A 14,084-nucleotide genomic window follows, 5' to 3' on the forward strand; every position below is an offset into this window, starting at 1 on the left:
CGAGGGTCGTGGTGGGTCCCTACGCCATCTGTCGTATATGCCACCCCGCCCCCGCTCCGTAACCTGCGTTCTGTCCACCCCACAGGAGGGGACCGTGAGACACAACCCAAGGAGCTTCCCTACATGACTTCCACCCGCCGCACTTTCGCGAAAGCCCTCAGCGCCGTGTCGCTGGGCGTGGCCGCCCTCGGCCTGCCGGCCTTTGCCCAAGCCCAGACCATCAAGGTCGGCATCCTGCACTCGCTGTCGGGCACGATGGCCATCTCCGAGACCGTGCTGAAGGACGTGGCCCTGATGACGATCGACGAGATCAACGCCAAGGGCGGCGTGCTCGGCAAGAAGCTTGAGCCGGTGGTCGTCGACCCGGCGTCGAACTGGCCGCTGTTCGCCGAAAAGGCCAAGCAGCTGATCTCGCAGGACAAGGTCGCCGTCGTCTTCGGCTGCTGGACCAGCGTGTCGCGCAAGTCGGTGCTGCCGGTTTTCGAGCAGAACAACTCGCTGCTCTTCTACCCCGTGCAGTACGAAGGTGAAGAGCTGTCGAAGAACGTGTTCTACACGGGTGCCGCGCCCAACCAGCAAGCGATCCCCGCGGTCGAATACCTGATGAGCAAGGACGGCGGCTCGGCCAAGCGCTTCGTGCTGCTGGGCACCGACTACGTCTACCCGCGCACCACCAACAAGATCCTGCGCGCCTTCCTGAAGAGCAAGGGCGTCGCCGAGGCCGACATCATGGAGGAGTACACCCCCTTCGGCCACTCCGACTACCAGAGCATCATCGCCAAGATCAAGAAGTTCTCGGCCGAAGGCAAGAAGACGGCCGTCGTGTCGACCATCAACGGCGACTCCAACGTGCCCTTCTACAAGGAACTGGGCAACCAGGGCCTGAAGGCGACCGACGTGCCGGTGGTGGCGTTCTCGGTGGGTGAAGAAGAGCTGCGCGGCGTCGACACCAAGCCGCTGGTCGGCCACCTGGCCGCCTGGAACTACTTCATGTCGATCAAGAACCCGACGAACGACGCCTTCATCAAGCAGTGGAGCGCCTACGCCAAGGCCAAGAACATCGCCGGCCACAAGGACAAGCCGCTGACCAACGACCCGATGGAAGCCACCTACATCGGCATCCACATGTGGGCGCAGGCAGTCGAGAAGGCCAAGTCGACCGACACCGACAAGGTCATCGCCGCCATGGCTGGCCAGACCTTCAAGGCCCCGGGTGGTTTCACCTCCACGATGGACAAGGAAAACCACCACCTGCACAAGCCGGTGTTCATCGGCGAAGTGAAGGCCGACGGCCAGTTCAACGTGGTGTGGAAGACCAAGGGCCCGGTGGTGGCCGACCCGTGGAGCGACTACATCCCCGAGAACAAGGGCAAGAAGAACGTTCCGGAAAAGAAGTGAGCTTGAGAAGAGCTTTCTCCTGATTCACTGAACGGAGGTCCTGCCTGCGAAAGGGCAGGGCCTCTTCGTGTTTGGTCCCCGCGGAGGGCGGGGCAACCCACAAGAGCCATGTCTCTGACCACCCGACTATTTGCCTGCGCCCTGTTTGCGCTGCTGTTGCTGGCCTTCGGCCATGCGCATGCGCTGACGCCGCAGCAGGCCAAGGCCATCGCCGAAGGCGACAGCGACGAACGCATCGCTGCACTCAACAAGGCGGTTGCCGACGGCGCCACCGACCTCGCGCCGTTTGTTCAAGCCTTGCTCGACGACGCGGTGAAGATCGCCGGCGACAAGGTGTTCGTCGTGCGCGACGACAAGGCCACCGATGCTGCCACCGGCGCCGCGGCCACGCTGCCCGAGAACGCCGAAGACGTGGTGAGCAACAACCGCATGAAGGGCGCGCTGCAGGCCGCCCAGGCCGCGCTGCAGCTCGTCTCGCCCGACGTGGAGACACGCCGCACGGCGATCACCGAGATGGCCAAGCAGACCATCGACGAATCGCAACTGGTGCTGCTCGACAAGGCCGTGGCCGCCGAGACCGATGCCGGGCTCAAGCACGCGCTGGAACGCATGCGCGCGGCCATTCTTGTGTCATCGTCCGACAAGGCCAAGCGCCTGGCCGCCGTGAAGTCGCTCGCCGAAAGCAGCGAGCCCACCGTCGCGAGCCTGCTGCAGGAGCGCCTGGCGCCCGATGCCGAGACCGATCCCGAAGTGCGGGCGGCCCTCACGCAGGCCCTCGACGGCATCCGATCCAAGCTCGCCTGGGGCGAGCGTGCCGGCGTGGTGTTCACCGGCATCAGCCTCGGCTCCATCCTGCTGCTCGCCGCGCTGGGCCTCGCCATCACCTACGGGCTGATGGGCGTGATCAACATGGCGCACGGCGAGCTGATCATGATCGGCGCCTATGCCGCCTACGTGACGCAGAACCTCTTCCGCAGCTACCTGCCGGGGGTCTTCGACTACTACATCCTGGCGGCGATTCCGATCTCGTTCTTTGCGTCGGCGCTGGTCGGTGCGGCGATGGAGCGCAGCGTGATCCGCTGGCTCTACGGCCGTCCGCTCGAGACGCTGCTCGCCACCTGGGGCATCAGCCTGGTGCTGATGCAGGGGGTGCGCACGATCTTCGGCGCGCAGAACGTGCCGGTCGAGAACCCGGCGTGGTTGTCGGGCGGTGTCTCGGTACTCTCCAACCTCACGCTGCCCTTCAACCGCATCGCGATCATCGTCTTCGCGATGCTGGTGCTGGGCGGTTTGGCCTACCTCGTGGCACGCACGCGCCTCGGCCTCTTCGTGCGTGGCGTCACGCAAAACCGCCGCATGGCGGCCTGCGTGGGCGTCAACACCGCCAAGGTCGACACCTACGCCTTCGCCCTCGGCTCTGGTATCGCAGGCCTCGCGGGCTGTGCGCTCTCGCAGGTGGGCAACGTGGGCCCCGACCTCGGCCAGAGCTACATCGTCGACAGCTTCCTCGTCGTGGTGCTCGGCGGCGTGGGCCAGCTCGCCGGTACCGTCTACGCGGCGCTCGGCCTGGGCGTGATCAACAAGCTCCTCGAAGGCTGGGCCGGTGCGGTACTGGCCAAGATCATGGTGCTGGTTTTCATTGTTGTGTTCATCCAGAAGCGGCCGCAGGGCATCTTCGCGATGAAAGGCCGGAGTGCTGAAGCATGAGCGCGGTCATCCCCTCGACCCCTACGATCCCGACGGTGTCGTCACCGACGCGCCTGATGTCGCTCAAGAGCTGGTACGGCGTGCTGGCCTCGCTGCTCGCGGTGCTGGTGGTGGCCCCGGTGCTCAACCTCGTGGTGCCGCCAGACAGCGTCTTCCACATGAGCGACTTCGCCGTGCTGCTCGTCGGCAAGATCATGTGCTACGCCATCTGCGCGCTGGCGATGGACCTGATCTGGGGCTACACCGGCATCCTCTCGCTCGGCCACGGCCTCTTCTTCGCGCTCGGCGGCTACGCCATGGGCATGTACCTCATGCGCCAGATCGGCCGCGACGGGCAGTACCAGAGCGACATGCCCGACTTCATGGTGTTCCTCAACTGGAAGGAATTCCCGTGGCACTGGGCGGGCAGCGACAGCTTCCTCTTCCAGATGGCGATGGTGGTCCTGGTGCCGGGCGTGCTGGCCTTCATCTTCGGCTACTTCGCCTTCCGCTCGCGCATCAAGGGCGTGTACTTCTCGATCATCACGCAGGCGATGACGTTTGCCGCGATGCTGCTCTTCTTCCGCAATGAGACGGGCTTCGGCGGCAACAACGGCTTCACCGACTTCAAGCGAATCCTCGGCATCACGATCACCACGCCGCAGATGAAGATGTTCCTCTTCGTGCTGACGGGCTTGACGCTGATCGGCTTCTTCGTCTTCGCGCGCTGGCTGATCGCAAGCAAGTTCGGGCGTGTGCTGCAGGCCATCCGCGATGCCGAAGGCCGCGTCATGTTCACCGGCTACGACCCGCTGCGCTACAAGCTCACCATCTGGGTCATCTCGGCGGTGATGTGCGGCATTGCGGGTGCGCTCTACGTGCCGCAGGTCGGCATCATCAACCCGAGCGAGATGTCGCCCGCGGCGAGCATCGAGATGGCGATCTGGGCGGCGGTCGGTGGCCGGGCCACGCTCATCGGCCCGATCGTCGGAGCCTTCTTCGTCAACGGCGCGAAGAGCTGGTTCACCCAGGCCTTTCCGGAGTTCTGGCTCTACTTCCTGGGGGCGCTCTTCATCGCGGTGACGCTCTTCCTGCCGCAAGGGATCATCGGCCTCGTGCGCAAGCTCACGGGCTCCAAAGAGGGAGAGAAGGCATGACCCCGGAGCTGATGCAAGCCGGCGCCCGCACGCGCCAGGCGATGGAAGCGAAAAAGAGCACCGGGCCCGGCTCGTCGGGCGGTCGCCAGCACAGCTACAGCCGCGTCGTCACGCCGGGTGAGCTCGACGTGGCGCACGGCGCCATCCTCTACCTCGACGACATCACGGTGAGCTTCGACGGCTTCAAGGCGCTCAATGCGCTCAGCCTCAACATCAGCGCCGGCGAGCTGCGCTGCATCATCGGCCCCAACGGCGCGGGCAAGACCACGATGATGGACGTGATCACCGGCAAGACCCGGCCCGATGTGGGCAAGGCCTTCTTCGGCTCGACCATCGACCTCCTGCGCATGCGCGAGAACGAGATCGCCTCCGCCGGCATCGGCCGCAAGTTCCAGAAGCCCACCGTCTTCGAGCAGTTGTCGGTGTTCGAGAACCTGGAGCTGGCGCTCGCGGGCGACCGGGGCGTCAAGCAGTCGATGTTCTTCCGCCTCAACAGCGAGCAGGCCGACCGCATCGGCGACATGCTCAAGCTCATCCACCTGAAAGACAGCGCCCAGCGCACTGCCGGCCTCCTGAGCCACGGCCAGAAGCAGTGGCTTGAGATCGGCATGCTCTTGATGCAGGACCCGAAGCTGCTGCTGCTCGACGAGCCGGTGGCCGGCATGACGGACGAGGAGACCGAGCGCACCGCCGAACTCTTCCTCTCGCTCGAAGGCAACCACTCGCTGGTGGTGGTGGAGCACGACATGAAGTTCATCGACGAACTCACGCGGGCGAAGTCTCCCAACGATCCGCCGAAGAAGGTGACGGTGCTGCACGAAGGCAGCGTGCTGGCCGAAGGAACGCTCGCCGATGTGCAGGCGAACGAGAAGGTCGTCGAAGTCTATTTGGGACGCTGAGCCGCCATGTTGAAAGTCGAAGGCATCAACCAGTTCTACGGCGGCTCGCACATCCTGCGCAACCTGTCGTTCGAAGCCCGCCTGGGCGAAGTGACCGTGATCCTCGGGCGCAACGGCGTGGGCAAGACCACGCTCTTGAAGAGCCTGATGGGCGTGGTGCCGGTGAAGACCGGCACCATCCAGCTCGACGGCGTCGACATCACACGCGACACCTCGTACGACCGGGTGCGCAAGGGCGTGGGATACGTGCCGCAGGGCCGCGAGATCTTCAGCCGCCTCACGGTGGAAGAGAACCTGCGCATGGGCCTGGCCTACAAGAAGGGCAGCACGCCGATCCCGAACGAGATGTTCGAGCTCTTCCCGGTGCTCAAGCAGATGCTCCACCGCCGCGGCGGTGACCTGTCAGGCGGCCAGCAACAGCAGCTCGCCATCGCGCGCGCGCTCGCCGCGGGGCCGAAGCTCCTGATCCTCGACGAGCCGACCGAAGGCATCCAGCCCAGCATCATCAAGGACATCGGCCGCGTGATCCGCATGCTGGCCGACCGCCGCACGATGGCGATCGTGCTGGTCGAGCAGTACTACGACTTCGCCGCCGAGCTGGCCGACCAGTACCTGGTCATGGAGCGGGGCGAGATCGTGCAGCGCGGCCACGGCGACCACATGGAAGCCGAGGGCGTGCGCGAAAGAATGTCGATCTGACGATCTGACAACCCCTCGGCCGGCGGTGGTACGCCGGCCGATCTTCCGCGGGGGCCGGCTTGGGAGCGGCCCGGCGCTCGGCCCGCTCAGGGCGTCGTCGTGATCTCGGGCGCAGTGACCCCCGAGTCCGCCGTCACGGCCAGCACCTTGATCTGGTTCGGCAGCAAGCCACTTGGCACCGTGACCAGCAGCAGGTCGGCGTTTTGCGACAGGTTCAGCGGCGCATTGAAGATCACGCTCTTCGTGCCGGCGGTCGTGATGCGCAGCTGGTAGTTGTTGGCGCCGAATTCGTGCGAGTCGGCGCCGGTGCCCGGTACCGCGCTGCCGAGCGTGACATTGCTGTAGTTGGGCGAGACGGTCGCGATGTCGGTCGACGGCGCCGTCAGGTAGACATCAACGGCGGTGGTGTTGTTCGAGCCGTTGACCACGCGCACACGTGCATCGTTGCTCGTGAGCGATTTGTTGTACGGGTCTTCGATGAAGAGCACGCCCGGTGCGCCCAGGGGGCCGGCGTAGGCGACGAAGGTGTACTTGTCGCCCTGGTGCGGGTCGAAGTTGACGTTGGCGAGCTGCAACCCGCCCGTGGTGGTGCGCACGCTGTAGTCGGCCGCGGTGCTGCTCACGTCGAAGTAGTTGGAGGCGAAGCGGTAGTTCACGCCGTCGACGCCGCCGATGGTGCCGCCATTGCGGTACAGGCCGACTGCCGGGCCGCCCTCGTAGGCGTGCACGAATCGCACCTTCGGGTCGGCGACGCTCAGGCGGTCGTCCACGCTGTCATCGCCACCGCCACAGGCGGCGAGCAGCATCAAAGGGGCACAGGCCAGGAGCACATTGCGCAGCATCTTCATCGGTCAACCTCGTGGGAGTCAGGGGCTGGCTGAATTTAGGGTCGACGCGGCGTTTGGCCTGTCAGCGGCGGCTGAGTTGCGTGTCGGACAACACCGTGCTGCACGGATCGGCCCTTGTCGCCACAATGCGGCCTTCCTTCGCACCGGGGCTGCTTTCGATGATCACTGTCCACCACCTGAACAACTCCCGCTCGCAGCGTGTGCTGTGGCTGCTCGAAGAGCTGGGCCTGCCCTACGAGATCAAGCACTACCAGCGCGACGCGAAGACCATGCTCGCGCCGCCTGAACTCGTGCAGGTGCACCCGCTGGGCAAGTCGCCGGTCATCACGGATGACGGCACGACGATCGCCGAATCGGGCGCGATCATCGAGTACCTGGTCGAGCGCTACGGCAACGGCCGCCTGGTGCCGCCCGCGGGCTCACCTGAGAAGCTGCGCTGGCGCTACTGGATGCATTTCGCCGAAGGCTCGGCAATGCCGCCGCTCTTGATGAAGCTCGTCTTCACCACGATCGAGCGCACCAAGATGCCGTTCTTCGTCAAACCGATCGCCAAGGCCATCTCGCAGAAGGTGCAGGGCACGCTGGTCGACCCGAACCTGAAACGCCAGCTCGATTTCATGGAAGGCGAGTTGGGCAAGAGCGAGTGGTTCGCGGGGCCTGAGTTCAGCGCCGCCGACATCCAGATGAGCTTCCCCCTCGAAGCGGCGGCACAGCGGGCCGGGCTCGACGCCTCACGGCCGAAGTTGATGGCGTTCCTGAAACGCATCCATGCCCGCCCTGCCTACCAGCGCGCGCTGGAGCGTGGCGGGCCATACAGCTTCGCGAACGATTGATCCGCCGAGCTGCTTGAGGCGACGGGACGTGCCTCAGCCCAGCTGACGCAGCCGGGCGTCGACGTAGCCGGCCGCGCCTTCGGGCAGGCCCATTGACTTGGCGCGCTGGAAGGCGGCGCGGGCGGTGTCGGCCTGGCCGATCTCTTCGAGCGAGATCGCAAGGCCCATCCACCACACGCCGCGGCCCGGTGCAACGCGCAGCGCGAGGCCGTACTTCTCGACCGCCTCGGCGTGGCGCCCGGCGCGCTGCAGGATGGCGGCGTGCAGGCCGTGGAACTCGGCGCTGTCGACGGTGTTCGGGGTCGCGTGCGGGCTGGCAGCTTGCAGCGTCTCGGCAGCCGCGGCCCAGTCCTGCCGCTCGGCCTGCATGCGGGCGAGCATCAGCGCGAGCTGCGGCTGCGTCGGTGCGAGCGCGATGCCTTCCTTCAGCAGCGCCAGCGCTTCGTCGTGGCGCGACTGGCCGATCAGCAGGCCGGCCTGGGCCACCCGTGCGCCCGCATGGCGCGGGTCTTCGCGCAGCGCGGCGCTGAAGGCGCTGGCCGAGTCGTTGATCTGGCCGGCCTGGTGCGCGGTCACGCCACGCTGGTACTGGGCTTCGGCACGCTCTTGCGGTGAGCGCGCGGCGCTGCGCAGTTCGATGCGGGCTTCCGGCTTGGCGACGGCGGCGGGCTGCGGCGGTTCGTCCACCGGCTTCGGGGCGGCGACAGGTTTGCTGCGCACGGTGGGCGCGGCGATGGCGACCTGCACGGCCGCGGGTTCGCGTGCGGCGGCGGGTGTCGGTGCGGTCACGGCCACGGGTGCCCGAGCCGGCGCGGGCAAGGACACGGGCACCGCAGAGGCCGGCACGACCGGCGCCACGGCGACGGGGGTTGCCGGCATCACGGGTGTCACCGGCGCTGCGGCCACCGGCGGCTCGGCGCGCTTGGCGGGCCATGGGATGCTGCCTTGCGCCCAGCCTCCGGCGACGATGGCCGCAAGCGTGGCTGCGGCGCCCAGCGCCCAGCGCATCGCCCGTTGGTTGGCGCTCGGTGCGACTGAGCGCGGAGCCGCCACCTTCACGGTGGCCGGGGCGCCCGAGGCCTGGCGTTGGTCGAGGTCGCGCAGCACCTGGTTCAAGAGGCTCATCGCGCGCTCCAGTTCAGCTTGTGCCACCAGTTGAGGCCGAAGGGCGCGCACGACCGCGCGCCGTCGGTGTCGCGGGCGGCGGCGCGCACGTGCGCGGTTTCGACCGTGTCGAGCCCGGCGCCATAGACCGCGAGAAGTGCCTTGTGCGCGAGGATGTTGACGAGCCGCGGCGTGCCGCCGGTCGCACGCTGCAGCGCGGCGATGGCGCCGGCGCTGAAGAGTTCGACGCCGTGGCGGCCCGCCACGTTGAGCCTGTGGTGCAGGTAGTGGCGCAGCTCGGGCCGGTCCATGCCGGTCAGGCGGTAGTGGAAGGCGATGCGCTGGCGCAGCTGGCGCATCGAGCTGAGCGCGAGGCGCGCGTCCAACTCGGGCTGGCCGAGCAGCACCACCTGCAGCAGCTTGCGCTTCTCGGTTTCCAGGTTCGAGAGCAGGCGCAGCGTCTCCAGGCTCTTGAGCGGCAGCGCCTGCGCCTCGTCCACGCAGACGATCACGCGGCGGCCTTCGGCGGCGAGTGCGAGCAGCTCCTGGTTGATGGCCTTGATCAGCTCGTATTCGCTGGCCTGAGGCGAGAGCTTGAGTTCCAGCTCGTCGGCCAGCGCGAGCATCAGCGTGGTCGGCGTGAGCAGCGGGTTGGGCAGGTAGCAGGTCACGACCTCGCTGCCTTGCGAGGCGAGGAAGCGGCGGCACAGAAGCGTCTTGCCGGTGCCCACCTCGCCGGTGATCTTGATGAAGCCTTCACCGTGGGTCGAGGCGATCAGCAGCGTGTTGAGCGCCTCCTGGTGGGCCCGCGTCGCGTAGGCAAACGCGGTGTCGGGCGTCAACCCGAAGGGCAGTTCGCGCAGGCCGAAGTGGGCGAGGTACATGGCGGTGCGGCTCAACGGGAAAGTGTCAGGGAGCGCGGGTGCCCGCGCGGGTCTGGAACTGGTTCAGCCGTTCCTGCGTGTCGGCGGCGTCGGCCTGCCAGCTGCGCTCGTTGCGCAGGATGGTCGGCTTGAGCAGGATCACGAGCTCGCTCTTCAGGCCGCTGCGGCTCTTGGTGCCGACCAGGCCACCGAGCGCGTAGTCGGTGGTGCCGGGCAGGCCCGAGGCGGTGTTCGTCTGCTGCTGCTTCATGAGGCCGCCGATGGCGACGATGGAGCCGTCTTGCACCCGAACCACCGAGTCGCTTTCGTTCACCGTGCTCGAGGCGAGCGGCAGCTGGAAGGTGCCGAGCTGGGTGCCCAGGTTCACGTTCTTCTGTTTCTCGGCCACCACGCTCACCGACGGGCGCAGGTGCAGGATGACCTGGTCGTTCTCGTCGATCTGCGGCGTGATGTCGAGCGAGATGCCCGAAAAGAACGGTTGCACGTTGATGGTGGGCGTGACGATGGGCGCGCCGGTGCCGGAGGTGGTGACGGTGGTGGTGACGCCGGTCACGAAGAACTCGTCGGTACCCACCTTGAGCACCGCCTTCTGGTTGTTGATGCTGGCCACGCGCGGGCTGGAGAGCACCTGCACGCTGCCCTGCGTCTCCAGGAACTGCAGCATCGCGGCGAAGTTGGCGCTCTGGAAGGCGAGGCCGAAGAGGCTGCCGAGGTTGGTGGAATCGCTGATGAGGCTGGCCCCCGCGACCGCACCGAACGACGAGCCCGCGGTGCCCGTGCCGGTGGTCATGGCGCCGCTGGTCAGCAGCGTGGTGCCTGGGCTGATGGGGCCGGCCGAGAGGTGGCTCGACGCATTGCGGAAGGCCGACCAGTTGACGCCGCTGGTGGAACTGTCGGCGAGCTGCACTTCGATGATCTTGGCTTCGATCATCACCTGGCGCTCGACGATCAGCTGCGTCATGCGCAGGTAGTTCTCGGTGTTGCGCAGGTCCTGCGGGAAGCCGCGCACGGCGATCACACCCGACAGCGGGTTGACGATCACCTTGCGCCCGCCTTCGGAGCCGATGAGACCGGCGAGCGTGGTGCTCAGGTCCTTCCAGAAGTCGTGCTCCGAGCCGGTGGAGACGTGGCTGCTCTGCGAGCTGACCTGCGTGCTGCCGCCGCTGCCTTGCGAGGGCGTGCTCGACCCCGGCGTGCCGCTGTTGCCCGAGCCGCCGCTGGAGGTGGAGATCGAGCCCGAGATCACGCGCGTGTCGCTGCTGCCGTTGCGCTTGGCGGCCAGGTAGTTGACCTGGAAGATGCGCGTCTGCAGCGTGTTGGGCTGGATGTGGATGCGGTTGCCCTGCATCGTGTACTCGTAGCCGTAGAGGTCGCGCATCGCGTCGAGCGCTTCGCGCACGGTCACGTTCTTCAGGTTCAGCGCCACCACGCCGGTCACCTCGGGGGCGACGAGCATGCTGTAGCGCGTGCCGGTCACGATCTGCAGGAAGACCTGCTGCGCCGGGGCGTTGGAGACGGCCAGGTCGAAGCGCGGCTCGCTCGGTGCCGGCAGCTTCACCGGCTCGGCGGCCAGCGGTGGCAGCAGGGCGCGGTTCACCGCGTCGGGCGGCGGGCTCGTGGGTTTGCCGGCGTCGCGTGCGGAGGCGCGGGCCATTTCGTCCTTGATGCGGTCGAAGGTGGCCTGCGGCGGCAGTTTCTCGGTGGCGCAGCCGGCGAGCAGCATCGTCATGCCCACGAAAGCGGCAGGCCAGGACATGCGCCTGGGGCGGTGCAACGGGTTCGGGGTGTGGTTCATTTGCCAGGGCTCCACTTGGAGGGCCGTGATGTTTTCTGCCCCTCGGGCACCAGGGTGAGCGTGGTCGTGCCTTGCGCGCCGTGCAGCTGCACGCTGTGGGCGGTGATGCGGGCGAGGCGGGCATCGCCGACGGTGTCGCCGAGGGCGACCAGACGGCCACTGATCACGGCGGCCGGCGTGCGGCCGGGGCCCATCAGCACCGACTGCAGCACGAGGGCGTCGGGCACTTCCTGAGCCGAGGCAGCGCCGGCGGCCTGCAGGCCGGCCGGCGGGCGCGTCGGATCGGGCAGCACCGTCTGGGCGCCGGCCGACACCGTGGCCAGCAGGCAGAGGATCGCAAAGGTTCGGCTCATATCACCCACCAGGTTTTTTCCACGCTCAAGGTGTAGACGACGAGCGTCATCACCACCGCGGGGCTTTGTTGTGCGTCGAGCCTCAGCTCGCCCCAGTACACGCGGCGCGGCATGCGCTCCAGCGACTGCAGGTAGCCGACGAGTTCGGGGTAGCTGCCGCGCACCGTCACCTCCACGCCGTGGCGGTAGAGCCAGGCGTCGGGGGGGCGTTGTCGGCGTTGGAGGACGTCGCGGCCGAGGCCGGTGTTGCGGCGGGCGTGGCCGTGGCGGTGGGCTTCTTGCCGTCCACCAGGTCCGACACCGAGGTGACCGGCAGCGTGCGCAGGCCGACCAGCTGCAGGCCGCGTTGCGCCTGCAGCAGGCCCGAGAGCCACTGACTCATGTCTTGCGGCGGCACGAGCGAGCCTTGCAGCTGCTTGAACTGGTCGTCGACGCTGCGGGCCTGCAGGCGCAGCGCTTCGAGCTGGGCGCGGGCTTCGGCGTCAGGGTTGTTGACCTTGGCGCGCAGCACGGTGAGCTGGGCCTGGGCGACCGCGAGGTCGTTGCCTTCCTGCGTGAGGCGCTGCTGCAGCAGGCGGCGCTCCTTGATGGCCGGCTCGATGATGAGCAGGTGGCCGAGCATCAGGATCGCGAAACAGATCGCAGCCGGCAGCAGGGCCCGCTCGCGCGGCGCCAGGGCGGTGTAGCGGGCGGCGTACTGGGTGAGGTATTGCTTCAGGCGCGCGTTCATCGCTTGTCCTCCGCCGAGGACGGTTTGGCGAGCGCTTCCGCGCCCTGGGCGCTGACCAGCGAAAACTCTACGAAGGGCGCGCTGCGCGCCGGCGCGGAGGCCGCAGCCGCCTGCTCGGGGCGCTCGATGCTGAGCGCACGGAACGAGCGGCCCTGCAGTGCCGCTTCCTTGTTGAGCCGGCTCACGTAGGTGGGGATCAGCTCGGGGCTCATCGAGCGGCCGCGCAACGCGACCTGCTGCTGGTCGAGCACCACGCCCGTCAGCCACAGGCCCTGGATGGACTGGCGCGCAAAAGCGCCGAGCGCGTTGGCATGCCCGGTCTCGTGGCCGAGGCCTCCGGCCTGCAGCATCACGAAGGCCGACTGCCGCTGGGTGACGGTCAGCTGCATCAGCCGCAGTTCGGCCTGCAGCCTGGGATCGGGCTTGAGTTCGGTCACACGCTGGTTGAGGTCGATCAGCTGCTGCTGCGCGGCTTCGAGCGCGGCCGAGGTGTCGGCGGCGGGCTGGCGCAGCTTCGACACATCGTGCAGCGCCCAGGCACTGCCGAGCGTGACCGCGAGCAGGCACACCCCGATGGCGGTGGCCGCGTTGACGGCGGTCAGCCATTCACGCTTGGCACGCAGCGACGGGTCATAGAGATTGATGTTCTGCGTCATGACAGCACGCTCTCGTCACGCAAGGCCATGCCGATCGGCACATACCAGGCGTGTTGCTGCGTCACGTCCTGCAGCGTGTCGGCGTGGCGGCCGAGGTCGAGCACGGTTGCGAGGTCGGCCACTTCCACCGGCAGGTAGAGGTTGTCCTTGAGGAAATTCGAGAAGCTCTCGGCGGCCGGGTGGCCGGCGATCAAGAGGCGCGACAGCGGCACCTGGCTGAACTGGCGGTCGAAGCCGTCGAGCGAGCGCTGCAGCTCCAGGCCGACACGCTCGAAGACGGCGGCGCGCTGGTCGGCGTCGGCCAGCGCGGCCAGGTTGATGTCGATGTGGCGCAGGCCGTAGAAACCGCCGCCGCGGCTGAAGGTGAGCAGGCCGCCGCTTTCGTGCAGGCCGAGCATCGCGATGCCGCGGCCCGGGGTCTCGAAGAGGGTGGCGATGTTGCGCTGCGCGGTCTCGACCACGTCGATCACCGCGAGCTTGAGCTTGGCAGCCTGGAAGGCCTGCACACGCTCCTGCAGCTTGTCGCGTTTGGCGGCGACCACCAGGGCCAGCGGGTCACGGCCGGCGGGCATGCCGTCGGTCGGCACCGGCAGCACGTCGACCATCGCCTGCTCGACGGGGAAGTCGAGCGAATCCTTGATGCTCCAGCGCAGCGCCGCGCGCAGCTCGGCCGGCTCGACCTTGGGGCGAGCGACCTGCACCATCTGGTAGGCGCTCGGGTCGACCCAGGTGGTGCAGCGGTAGCGCTGCAGGTGGTGGGTGCGGCGTGCGTGGGCCAGCGCCTGGGCCTCGCCGCCGTTGCGCGGCTGGCTGTCGAGCAGCCGCAGCACGGGGCGTTCGCCGCCGCGCACGACATGGGCGAAGTCCACGCTCTGCTTGCGCGGCACCACTGCCATCCAGCCAGGTTGTTCTCGTCGGTTGAACATCACGCGCACCATGAAAGGCCCGCCGGGTATCGGCGGTCCAAGGGTCAGGGTGATGCTAGGGAGGACTCACCCTGGGCAGTAGCTCAAAAAGCGGTGTCATTCCCGCCGAGTTCATG

The 14,084-nt window shown here is 67.6% G+C and carries 15 protein-coding genes; 6 read left to right on the top strand and 9 right to left on the bottom strand.

All coding sequences use genetic code 11. From position 1 onward, the window contains the following. Window positions 1–123 precede the first annotated feature (123 nt). The 5 genes from urtA to urtE all read left to right on the top strand — a co-directional run bounded on the left by urtA (window position 124) and on the right by urtE (window position 5,839). Window positions 124–1,398: an urea ABC transporter substrate-binding protein gene (gene urtA / locus LRS03_RS24375; RefSeq protein WP_257828806.1), complete on the top strand. Its 1,275-nt coding sequence runs from the start codon at window positions 124–126 to the stop codon at window positions 1,396–1,398. Between the two features lie 108 nt (window positions 1,399–1,506). Continuing rightward, window positions 1,507–3,105: an urea ABC transporter permease subunit UrtB gene (gene urtB, locus LRS03_RS24380; RefSeq protein WP_257828807.1), complete on the top strand. Its 1,599-nt coding sequence runs from the start codon at window positions 1,507–1,509 to the stop codon at window positions 3,103–3,105. Window positions 3,106–3,161: 56 nt separating this feature from the next. Beyond that, window positions 3,162–4,241: an urea ABC transporter permease subunit UrtC gene (gene urtC / locus LRS03_RS24385; RefSeq protein ID WP_257829683.1), complete on the top strand. Its 1,080-nt coding sequence runs from the start codon at window positions 3,162–3,164 to the stop codon at window positions 4,239–4,241. Next, complete coding sequence (gene urtD / locus LRS03_RS24390) at window positions 4,238–5,140, top strand: urea ABC transporter ATP-binding protein UrtD (protein ID WP_257828808.1); 903 nt, start codon at window positions 4,238–4,240, stop codon at window positions 5,138–5,140. Before urtC ends, urtD begins: the two co-directional genes overlap by 4 nt. A 6-nt stretch (window positions 5,141–5,146) precedes the next feature. Next, window positions 5,147–5,839, top strand: a complete 693-nt coding sequence (gene urtE, locus LRS03_RS24395; protein ID WP_257828809.1) for an urea ABC transporter ATP-binding subunit UrtE — start codon at window positions 5,147–5,149, stop codon at window positions 5,837–5,839. 86 nt (window positions 5,840–5,925) lie between these two features. Here the strand turns inward: urtE and LRS03_RS24400 are convergent, their stop codons facing one another. Next, the gene (locus LRS03_RS24400) at window positions 5,926–6,687 is read right to left on the bottom strand and encodes a DUF4397 domain-containing protein (protein ID WP_257828811.1); all 762 of its coding nucleotides are present in this window, start codon (window positions 6,685–6,687) and stop codon (window positions 5,926–5,928) included. A 158-nt stretch (window positions 6,688–6,845) separates the two neighbouring features. On the opposite strand from LRS03_RS24400, the gene LRS03_RS24405 reads away from it, so the two are divergent. Continuing rightward, complete coding sequence (locus tag LRS03_RS24405) at window positions 6,846–7,520, top strand: glutathione S-transferase family protein (protein WP_257828813.1); 675 nt, start codon at window positions 6,846–6,848, stop codon at window positions 7,518–7,520. A 33-nt stretch (window positions 7,521–7,553) separates the two neighbouring features. Here the strand turns inward: LRS03_RS24405 and LRS03_RS24410 are convergent, their stop codons facing one another. Genes LRS03_RS24410 through pilM form a run of 8 tightly spaced genes read right to left on the bottom strand, consistent with a single transcriptional unit; the run spans window position 7,554 to window position 13,968 of the window. Next, window positions 7,554–8,645 (bottom strand): tetratricopeptide repeat protein, encoded by a 1,092-nt coding sequence (locus tag LRS03_RS24410; RefSeq protein WP_257828815.1) that lies wholly within the window; start codon window positions 8,643–8,645, stop codon window positions 7,554–7,556. After that, window positions 8,642–9,523, bottom strand: coding sequence for an ExeA family protein (locus LRS03_RS24415; protein WP_308296462.1), 882 nt, complete (start codon window positions 9,521–9,523; stop codon window positions 8,642–8,644). The genes LRS03_RS24410 and LRS03_RS24415 overlap by 4 nt, the downstream gene beginning before the upstream one ends. A gap of 10 nt (window positions 9,524–9,533) precedes the next feature. Beyond that, window positions 9,534–11,303 carry a secretin N-terminal domain-containing protein gene (locus tag LRS03_RS24420; RefSeq protein ID WP_257828817.1) on the bottom strand — a complete coding sequence of 590 codons (1,770 nt, stop codon included), beginning with the start codon at window positions 11,301–11,303 and terminating at the stop codon, window positions 9,534–9,536. Continuing rightward, window positions 11,300–11,656 (bottom strand): MSHA biogenesis protein MshK, encoded by a 357-nt coding sequence (locus LRS03_RS24425; protein WP_257828818.1) that lies wholly within the window; start codon window positions 11,654–11,656, stop codon window positions 11,300–11,302. Before LRS03_RS24425 ends, LRS03_RS24420 begins: the two co-directional genes overlap by 4 nt. Continuing rightward, a complete protein-coding gene (locus LRS03_RS24430) occupies window positions 11,653–11,832 on the bottom strand; it encodes a hypothetical protein (RefSeq protein WP_257828819.1) in 180 nt (59 codons plus the stop codon). Before LRS03_RS24430 ends, LRS03_RS24425 begins: the two co-directional genes overlap by 4 nt. Then, on the bottom strand, window positions 11,823–12,386 hold the full coding sequence (locus LRS03_RS24435) for a type II secretion system protein M (RefSeq protein WP_257828820.1): 564 nt from the start codon (window positions 12,384–12,386) through the stop codon (window positions 11,823–11,825). Before LRS03_RS24435 ends, LRS03_RS24430 begins: the two co-directional genes overlap by 10 nt. Further along, entirely contained in the window at window positions 12,383–13,042 is a 660-nt protein-coding gene (locus LRS03_RS24440) for a hypothetical protein (RefSeq protein WP_257828822.1), read from the bottom strand. Before LRS03_RS24440 ends, LRS03_RS24435 begins: the two co-directional genes overlap by 4 nt. Next, window positions 13,039–13,968 carry a type IV pilus biogenesis protein PilM gene (gene pilM / locus LRS03_RS24445; protein WP_257828824.1) on the bottom strand — a complete coding sequence of 310 codons (930 nt, stop codon included), beginning with the start codon at window positions 13,966–13,968 and terminating at the stop codon, window positions 13,039–13,041. The genes LRS03_RS24440 and pilM overlap by 4 nt, the downstream gene beginning before the upstream one ends. Between the last annotated feature and the right edge of the window lie 116 nt (window positions 13,969–14,084).

The organism is Rhizobacter sp. J219 (assembly GCF_024700055.1).
Taxonomy (GTDB): domain Bacteria; phylum Pseudomonadota; class Gammaproteobacteria; order Burkholderiales; family Burkholderiaceae_C; genus Rhizobacter.

What these genes read in the sequence shown, in the direction of transcription:
- urtA (WP_257828806.1), top strand. Translation starts at nt 124, where the DNA reads ATGACTTCCACCCGCCGCACTTTCGCGAAAGCCCTCAGCGCCGTGTCG.
- urtB (WP_257828807.1), top strand. Translation starts at nt 1,507, where the DNA reads ATGTCTCTGACCACCCGACTATTTGCCTGCGCCCTGTTTGCGCTGCTG.
- urtC (WP_257829683.1), top strand. Translation starts at nt 3,162, where the DNA reads ATGTCGCTCAAGAGCTGGTACGGCGTGCTGGCCTCGCTGCTCGCGGTG.
- urtD (WP_257828808.1), top strand. Translation starts at nt 4,238, where the DNA reads ATGACCCCGGAGCTGATGCAAGCCGGCGCCCGCACGCGCCAGGCGATG.
- urtE (WP_257828809.1), top strand. Translation starts at nt 5,147, where the DNA reads ATGTTGAAAGTCGAAGGCATCAACCAGTTCTACGGCGGCTCGCACATC.
- LRS03_RS24400 (WP_257828811.1), bottom strand. Translation starts at nt 6,687, where the DNA reads ATGAAGATGCTGCGCAATGTGCTCCTGGCCTGTGCCCCTTTGATGCTG.
- LRS03_RS24405 (WP_257828813.1), top strand. Translation starts at nt 6,846, where the DNA reads ATGATCACTGTCCACCACCTGAACAACTCCCGCTCGCAGCGTGTGCTG.
- LRS03_RS24410 (WP_257828815.1), bottom strand. Translation starts at nt 8,645, where the DNA reads ATGAGCCTCTTGAACCAGGTGCTGCGCGACCTCGACCAACGCCAGGCC.
- LRS03_RS24420 (WP_257828817.1), bottom strand. Translation starts at nt 11,303, where the DNA reads ATGAACCACACCCCGAACCCGTTGCACCGCCCCAGGCGCATGTCCTGG.
- LRS03_RS24425 (WP_257828818.1), bottom strand. Translation starts at nt 11,656, where the DNA reads ATGAGCCGAACCTTTGCGATCCTCTGCCTGCTGGCCACGGTGTCGGCC.
- LRS03_RS24435 (WP_257828820.1), bottom strand. Translation starts at nt 12,386, where the DNA reads ATGAACGCGCGCCTGAAGCAATACCTCACCCAGTACGCCGCCCGCTAC.
- LRS03_RS24440 (WP_257828822.1), bottom strand. Translation starts at nt 13,042, where the DNA reads ATGACGCAGAACATCAATCTCTATGACCCGTCGCTGCGTGCCAAGCGT.
- pilM (WP_257828824.1), bottom strand. Translation starts at nt 13,968, where the DNA reads ATGTTCAACCGACGAGAACAACCTGGCTGGATGGCAGTGGTGCCGCGC.